Origin of the sequence: Massilia oculi (genome assembly GCF_017582745.1) — a bacterium.
GTDB lineage: Bacteria > Pseudomonadota > Gammaproteobacteria > Burkholderiales > Burkholderiaceae_D > Telluria > Telluria oculi_A.
In genome coordinates this window covers 445,035-451,554 of the sequence record NZ_JAFVIM010000002.1, presented here as the reverse complement: position 1 = coordinate 451,554, position 6,520 = coordinate 445,035, and the positions used below count along the sequence as shown (strand labels likewise).

7 protein-coding genes and 1 rRNA gene are annotated in these 6,520 nt (G+C 63.5%); 3 read left to right on the top strand and 5 right to left on the bottom strand.

Annotated elements, in window-relative coordinates:
- The 4 genes from J3U95_RS04185 to mltA form a co-directional block, all read right to left on the bottom strand.
- A 16S ribosomal RNA gene (locus tag J3U95_RS04185) occupies positions 1-93 on the bottom strand; the annotation flags it as partial.
- A 446-nt stretch (positions 94-539) separates the two neighbouring features.
- Positions 540-2,075 (bottom strand): phospholipase D family protein, encoded by a 1,536-nt coding sequence (locus J3U95_RS04180; protein WP_307728333.1) that lies wholly within the window; start codon positions 2,073-2,075, stop codon positions 540-542.
- Positions 2,076-2,078: 3 nt separating this feature from the next.
- On the bottom strand, positions 2,079-2,855 hold the full coding sequence (locus J3U95_RS04175) for an enoyl-CoA hydratase (protein ID WP_208277389.1): 777 nt from the start codon (positions 2,853-2,855) through the stop codon (positions 2,079-2,081).
- A 118-nt stretch (positions 2,856-2,973) separates the two neighbouring features.
- Positions 2,974-4,221 (bottom strand): murein transglycosylase A, encoded by a 1,248-nt coding sequence (mltA, locus tag J3U95_RS04170; RefSeq protein WP_208277388.1) that lies wholly within the window; start codon positions 4,219-4,221, stop codon positions 2,974-2,976.
- Positions 4,222-4,240: 19 nt separating this feature from the next.
- On the opposite strand from mltA, the gene J3U95_RS28495 reads away from it, so the two are divergent.
- Positions 4,241-4,369 (top strand): hypothetical protein, encoded by a 129-nt coding sequence (locus J3U95_RS28495; RefSeq protein WP_267877768.1) that lies wholly within the window; start codon positions 4,241-4,243, stop codon positions 4,367-4,369.
- Here the strand turns inward: J3U95_RS28495 and apaG are convergent, their stop codons facing one another.
- Positions 4,370-4,744 carry a Co2+/Mg2+ efflux facilitator ApaG/CorD gene (gene apaG, locus J3U95_RS04165; RefSeq protein ID WP_109345171.1) on the bottom strand — a complete coding sequence of 125 codons (375 nt, stop codon included), beginning with the start codon at positions 4,742-4,744 and terminating at the stop codon, positions 4,370-4,372.
- Positions 4,745-4,945: 201 nt separating this feature from the next.
- Here apaG and rpe point away from each other — a divergent pair, with 201 nt between their 5' ends.
- Positions 4,946-5,617, top strand: coding sequence for a ribulose-phosphate 3-epimerase (gene rpe / locus J3U95_RS04160; RefSeq protein ID WP_208277387.1), 672 nt, complete (start codon positions 4,946-4,948; stop codon positions 5,615-5,617).
- Positions 5,617-6,315, top strand: coding sequence for a phosphoglycolate phosphatase (gene gph, locus J3U95_RS04155; RefSeq protein ID WP_208277386.1), 699 nt, complete (start codon positions 5,617-5,619; stop codon positions 6,313-6,315). The genes rpe and gph overlap by 1 nt, the downstream gene beginning before the upstream one ends.
- Positions 6,316-6,520 lie beyond the last annotated feature (205 nt).

The window sequence follows — 6,520 nt, the reverse complement described above, 5'->3', positions numbered from 1 at the left end:
GTCAGCGGAGCAAGCTCCCTGTTACCGTTCGACTTGCATGTGTAAAGCATGCCGCCAGCGTTCAATCTGAGCCAGGATCAAACTCTTCAGTTCAATCTCTGTTTGTTGACTCTTTCGAGTCATCCGCATTGCTGCGGAGTCGCTCACTCAAAATACTGACCGTCACTTCATTGCTGAAGCAACGTTTAATACTTTGTGCGAACATTTGATATTTTAAGTAATCAAGAACCTAAGTTCTTGGCACCTTCATCAAACGCCCACACTTATCGACTGTTAATTTTTAAAGATCAGAATTCGGTTACTGCTTCATCTGCTGTTGCTTCGAATCGTTTTGTTCGTCAGCAGCAGAGGAGAGAGAGTATGAAGTGTTTTTCGTTTTTCGTCAACCCCTCATTTCGCTTCGTCGCAGTTTTCACCGTTGACTTCATTGCGCTAACCGTTTGATTTGGCTTGCGTTTTTCGGTCAGTGCCGAAGCGGAGGCGAACTATAGCAAACCAACTGCCGAGTCCGCAAGAGGGCGAGAAAGAAAGTGTGGCGGCTACAACAGCCAGTCGATCGGCAGCCACGACAGCGCCTTTACCGCGGCCCGCTTGAACCAGCTCGTGCCCGGCTCCTTCTCATGCCGGATCACCTGATCGCCGCGCCGTTCCAGCCAGATCACCGAACCGCGATCATCGAGCTTCACTTCATAGGCGCGTGTCGGCAAGGTCCGGTCCAGCGTCTCGGTCAGGCGCGTGGCCAGGGCCGGGCTGTCGATCACCATCCCCATTTCGGTATTCAGGTGAATGGAGCGCTGGTCGAAGTTGAACGAGCCGACGAATACCCGATTGCCGTCCACCCCGAAGGTCTTGGCATGCAGGCTCGCGTCCGAACTGCCGATCCCGCTGCCGCTGCCGCGTTTTTCGCGCGAAGGCTCGTCGGTCGCTTCCCGGCGCAGTTCATATAGTGTCACGCCCGACTCGAGCAGCGGCTTGCGCCATTTGGCATAGCCCGCGTGCACCGCCGCGACGTCGGTCGCTTCCAGTGAATTGGTCAGTATCCTGGTCCGAGTGCGTTTTTTAGCCAGGTCGACGAAGGCGGCGGTTCCCTCCTTGCCGGGAACGAAATACGGCGAGACGAGATCCAGGCTGCGCTGCGGCTCTCCCAGGATGTCTCTCAGTTTGAAAGCGATGTTCGCTTCCGGCGCCGCCGTCCCCATGACCTTGGCCGGATCGTCACTGACGAACCTGGCGCGCGCCCACTCCAGCGGCAGGCTCCCCCCCACCAGTTGCTCGAGGAAGGCGGAACGCTTGATGGCCTCTATATAGGCCTGCGCCTCGGCATCGGGTTTCAAGGCCGGCGCCGCGACCGCATCCGGGGCCAGCAAGGCCAGCGGGTAGGCCGACGGGCTGTTCCAATACAGGTCGAAATCGTCCGACACGGCGCGCACGACCGGCCCCGCGGCGATGACGTCGAGGTCGGCAAACGAGATTTCGCCCGCCGCGCCGAAATACTCGTCGCCCACATTGCGCCCGCCAATGATCGTGACCTGGTTATCCGCGGTGAACGATTTATTGTGCATACGCCGGTTCAGGCGCATGAAATCGGCGGCCATGCCGGCCGCCCGCACCGAACGGATGCCGTTCGGATTGAACAGCCGCACCTCGATCATCGGATGGACGTCGAGCGCGGCCAGCGCACCGTCGAGCCCGGCCGTATTGTTGTCGTCGAGCAGAAGACGCACACGCACCCCGCGCTCGGCCGCACTCCTGAGCGCGTCGAACATCAGCCGGCCGGTGGTGTCGTCGCGCCAGATATAGTACTGGACGTCCAGGCTGCGGTCGGCAGCCTGCGCCAGCACGGCGCGCGCGGCAAAGGCGTCGCGCCCGTCCGCGAGGGCGTGGATGCCGGCCAGGCCGGGATGCGCCATCGTCAGGGGCATGAGCGCCTTGCCGAGACGGGTATCGTCGGTCTGGACGAAGGACGTGCTCGCCACCCTGCCCTCCAGCGGCGGCAGCGACGAGCAACTCGTCAGCGCCAGGGACAGCGCCAGCAGCGCCCCCGGCAATACCAGCCACACCCTGCGCGCGCCCATCGATTACAGCCCTTCGAAGTCCGGCTTGCGCTTCTCGAGGAAGGCCGACATGCCTTCTTTTTGGGCAGGCGTGCCGAAACCGGCGTGGAAATAGCGGCGCTCATAGGCCACGCCCTGGCGCAGGGTCGTCTCATACGCCTGATTGACGCAATCCTTGATCTGCATCGCCACCGACACCGGCATCTCGGCGATGCCCTGGGCGATCTTGATCGCCTCTTCCATCACCTCGGCCGCCGGATACACGCGCGACACCAGGCCGGTGCGCTCGGCTTCAAGCGCGTCGATCATGCGCGTGGTGAGCAGCATGTCCATCGCCTTCGACTTGGAAATCGCGCGCGGCAGGCGCTGGGTGCCGCCCGCGCCCGGGGTGACGCCGACCTTGATCTCGGGCTGGCCGAATTTGGCGCTGTCGGCGGCGATCAGGAAATCGCACATCATCGCCAGCTCGCAGCCGCCACCCAGGCAGTAGCCCGACACCACGCCGATCACCGGCTTGCGGATGTCGAGGATGTGCTCCCAGTTACGGCCGATGTAGTTATTACCGTAGGTTTCCTGGTAATCGTAATTGGCCATGGCGGCGATGTCGGCGCCTGCCGCGAAGGCCTTCTCGCTGCCCGTCAGCACGATCACATTGATCGCCGGATCCTTGTCGAACTTGCGCAAGGCCTCGCCCAGCTCGTTCATCATATTGTCGTTCAGCGCATTCATCGCCTTCGGACGGTTCAGGCGGACCACGGCGACCTTGCCGTGGTTCTCGATCAACAGGTCAGCATATTCCATATCACACCCTTATTTGGTTAATCACGACTCTACGATTCTAGCGCTTTACGCGCACGTCAAGTCGAGCGGGTTGTTGAGTCAGGGTAGATACGCTGCAGATGATCTGCCGGACGCACGTCTAGCGGGCCGTGTCCGGTGCTGCGGTCCTGGGCAGCAGCACCCACAATGAGCCTTGCTGCTTCATCAGCCCTGCATTCTCGGTTGCCTCGGGCCCGAAGCCGAAGAAGAAATCGGCCCGCACCGCGCCGCGGATGGCGCCGCCCACATCCTGCCCCATCACCAGGCGCTGCAGCGGCGCGCCGTCCTTGGGCATGGTGGTCGACAGCCAGACCGGCGCGCCCAGCGGCAGGATGCTGCGGTCGATCGCGATCGAGCGGCCCGGCGTGAGCGGCACGTTCAGCGCGCCGCGCGGACCGGCGTTCGGATCCGTCACCTTCTGTTCGGTGAAGAAGATATAACTGGCGTTCACGTTCAGCACTTCCTGGCGGCGCGCCGGATTGGCCGCCAGCCAGGCGCGGATCGACTGGGCCGACACCTGGTCGGGCGTCATGATGCCCTGCTCCACGAACCAGCGCCCGATCGCCTTGTATGGATGGCCATTCTGGTCGGCATAGCCGACACGCACCGTGTCGCCGCCATCGAGCTGCACGCGGCCCGAGCCCTGCACTTCAAGGAAGAACGCCTCCACCGGATCGTTCACCCACAGCAGTTCCCTGCCCTTCAGTGGCGCGCGGTCGATCTCTGCGCGGCTGTAATACGGCACCAGAGACTTGCCGGACAAGCGTCCGCGCAGGCGCCGGTTCTGCAGGTCCGGATAAATGCTTCCCAGGTCGACCGTGATCAGGTCGTCCGGCACCCGGTACAACGGGGTCTGGTAAGCGCCGCCGCGCTTGCGCGAGCCGTACAGCATCGCTTCGTAGTAGCCGGTGATCATGCCGGTGTCGGTGCCGTCGGGATTGCGCACCTGGTTGGGCACGAAATACGTCTCGAAGAAGCGGCGCACCGCCGCCGAATCGCCGGCGTCGACCGAGCGCGCCGCCGCGCATGGCGTCTTCCACTCGGCCGCGCGCGCGGCCAGCACGCTGCACGACTGCTGGAAAGCCGGCCAGGCCTGGCGCACGTCGTCCTGCTGCCAGCCGGGCAGCGCCGCGAAACTCACGGGCGTCAGGGGCGGCGTCGGTGGAGGCGGCTCGGGCGCCGGCGCCGGCGCCGGCTGTTCGGCGGGCGGCGTCGGCGGCACCACTACCGGCCCCACCGGCGGCGGCATCGTGATGGGCGGCTGTTCCGGCTGCGGCGTCGTCGAGCAGGCGCTCAGCAGGCAGACGAGGGCGATCAGGGAAGGTACACTGCGGCGTGTCGTATACATAAAAGGCATGGAGACGAAAATGTGGATCCTGATGGTGGAAGCCGGCGTGGCGCTGTTCCTGCTCGTATTTATCGTCTGGTGGACCATGTTCGCCGGCCGCAAGGACGTCGACCGCAAAGACGACGACAGCAGTGACACCCGGCCCTGATCAGTGCAGCGAACGTGGCGGCGACAGCACGAATTCGGGGATCGGGGTCTCGAAGCGGTGGCCATCCTCGGCCACGCAGAAGTATTCGCCGCGCATCGAGCCCTGGGCGGTGCCGAGCTGGGTGCCGCTGGTGTATTCGAACTGTTCGCCCGGCTGCAGCAGCGGCTGGTGGCCGACCACGCCCAGGCCGCGAACTTCCTGCATCTGGTTGTTGGCGTCAAGGATCACCCAATGGCGTGAGATGAGTTGGGCCGCGATGCTGCCGGTGTTCTTGATCGTGATGGCATAGCTGAACACGAACTGGCTCCGGTCAGGGTCGGACTGCTCCGGCAGGTATTGCGTTCTGACGGTGACAGTGAAATCGTAGGCGGGCATCGGGTTTCCTTGGATGATCATTAACAAGGCCGCTGCGCGTCGAGCGGCGGCCGGCGCGCCGTGTGGCGCAAACAACAATAATGATACCGCCTGCGGCCCGATCCCGGCGCTGCAGGAGGGAAGAACGGGCCGCAAGACGCCAATCCGGCGCTTGACCAGCGTAGAATAGCGGCTTCTTGTTCAAACCCGCCCCATCGTCCCATGACCACCTACCGCATCGCTCCCAGCATCCTGTCCGCCGATTTCGCCCGCCTGGGCGAGGAAGTGCGCAATGTCGTCGCCGCCGGCGCCGACATCATCCACTTCGACGTGATGGACAACCACTACGTCCCGAACCTGACCATCGGCCCGCTGGTGTGCCAGGCGATCCGTCCCCACGTGGACGTGCCGATCGACGTGCACCTGATGGTCAAGCCGGTGGACCGCATCATCCCCGATTTCGCCAAGGCCGGTGCCAACATCATCACCTTCCACCCCGAGGCGTCGGAACACATCGACCGCACCCTGCAGCTGATCCGCGACCATGGCTGCAAGGCCGGCCTGGTGTTCAACCCGGCCACGCCGATGCACTACCTGGAACACGTGATGGACAAGATCGACATGATCCTGATCATGTCGGTCAACCCGGGCTTCGGCGGCCAGTCCTTCATCCCCGAAGCACTGAAGAAGATCGCGATCGCGCGCCGCATGATCGATGAATCGGGCCGCGACATCATGCTGGAGGTCGATGGCGGCATCAAGGCCGAGAACATCGCCGCCGCCGCTGCCGCCGGCGCCGACACTTTCGTCGCCGGCTCGGCCATCTTCGGCAAGCCGGACTACAAGGCCGTGATCGACGCCATGCGCGCCGAGCTGGCCACGGTGGCTAAATAATGCGGGCCGGCGCAGCAGCCATCCGGGCCGCCATCGTCGACCTCGATGGCACCATGCTCGACACGGTGCCCGATTTCGAGGCGGCCCTGAACGGCATGCGCGCCGACCTGGGCCTGGGCCCCATCACCCAGGCCACCATCAAGCCGCTGGTCGGCAAGGGTTCCGAGAAGCTGGTGCGCGATGCGCTCCTGCTCGACTGGGACGCCGCACGAGTCGATGCGGCGTACGATGAAGCGATCGCCGGCTACCAGCGTCACTACCTCGCCATCAACGGCGACCGCAGCACGCTGTTCGACGGTGTGCTCGAGGGCCTGCAAGCCATGCGCGACCTCGGCCTGCGCCTGGTGTGCGTGACCAACAAGCCTGTTGCCTTCACCCTGCCCCTGCTCGAGCAGAAAGGCCTGGCGCCCTACTTCGAGCAGGTGTTCGGCGGCGACTCGTTCGCGAAGAAGAAACCCGATCCGATGCCGATGCTTGGCGCCTGCGCCGCGCTCGACCTGCCGCCGAGCCAAGTGGTGGCGATCGGCGACTCGTCCAACGATGCCGAAAGCGCCCGTGGCGCGGGTTGCTTCGTGTTGACCGTCCCATATGGTTATAACCACGGACGCCCTGTACAAGAAATTCAATCCGATGGTATAGTTGATTCGCTACTCGAAGCGGCGGCTCTGATCGCTGCACACAATCGCACCGCAAACTAAGTCATCTATACATGTTTTTCACCAAAAAACACACTGTCAACCAGACCGGCGCCCTTGAGGCCTGGCTGTGGCGACGCTGGCAATCCTGGGCTAACTAAGCCGTACCGATTGCTGCCGGCGCTTGTATCCGCGATAGTGTCCGCGATACCAACCCGGCAGGTTTTTTGAAGCACACCACCGCCCCATCTTGCCGGGCGGTCCGGAG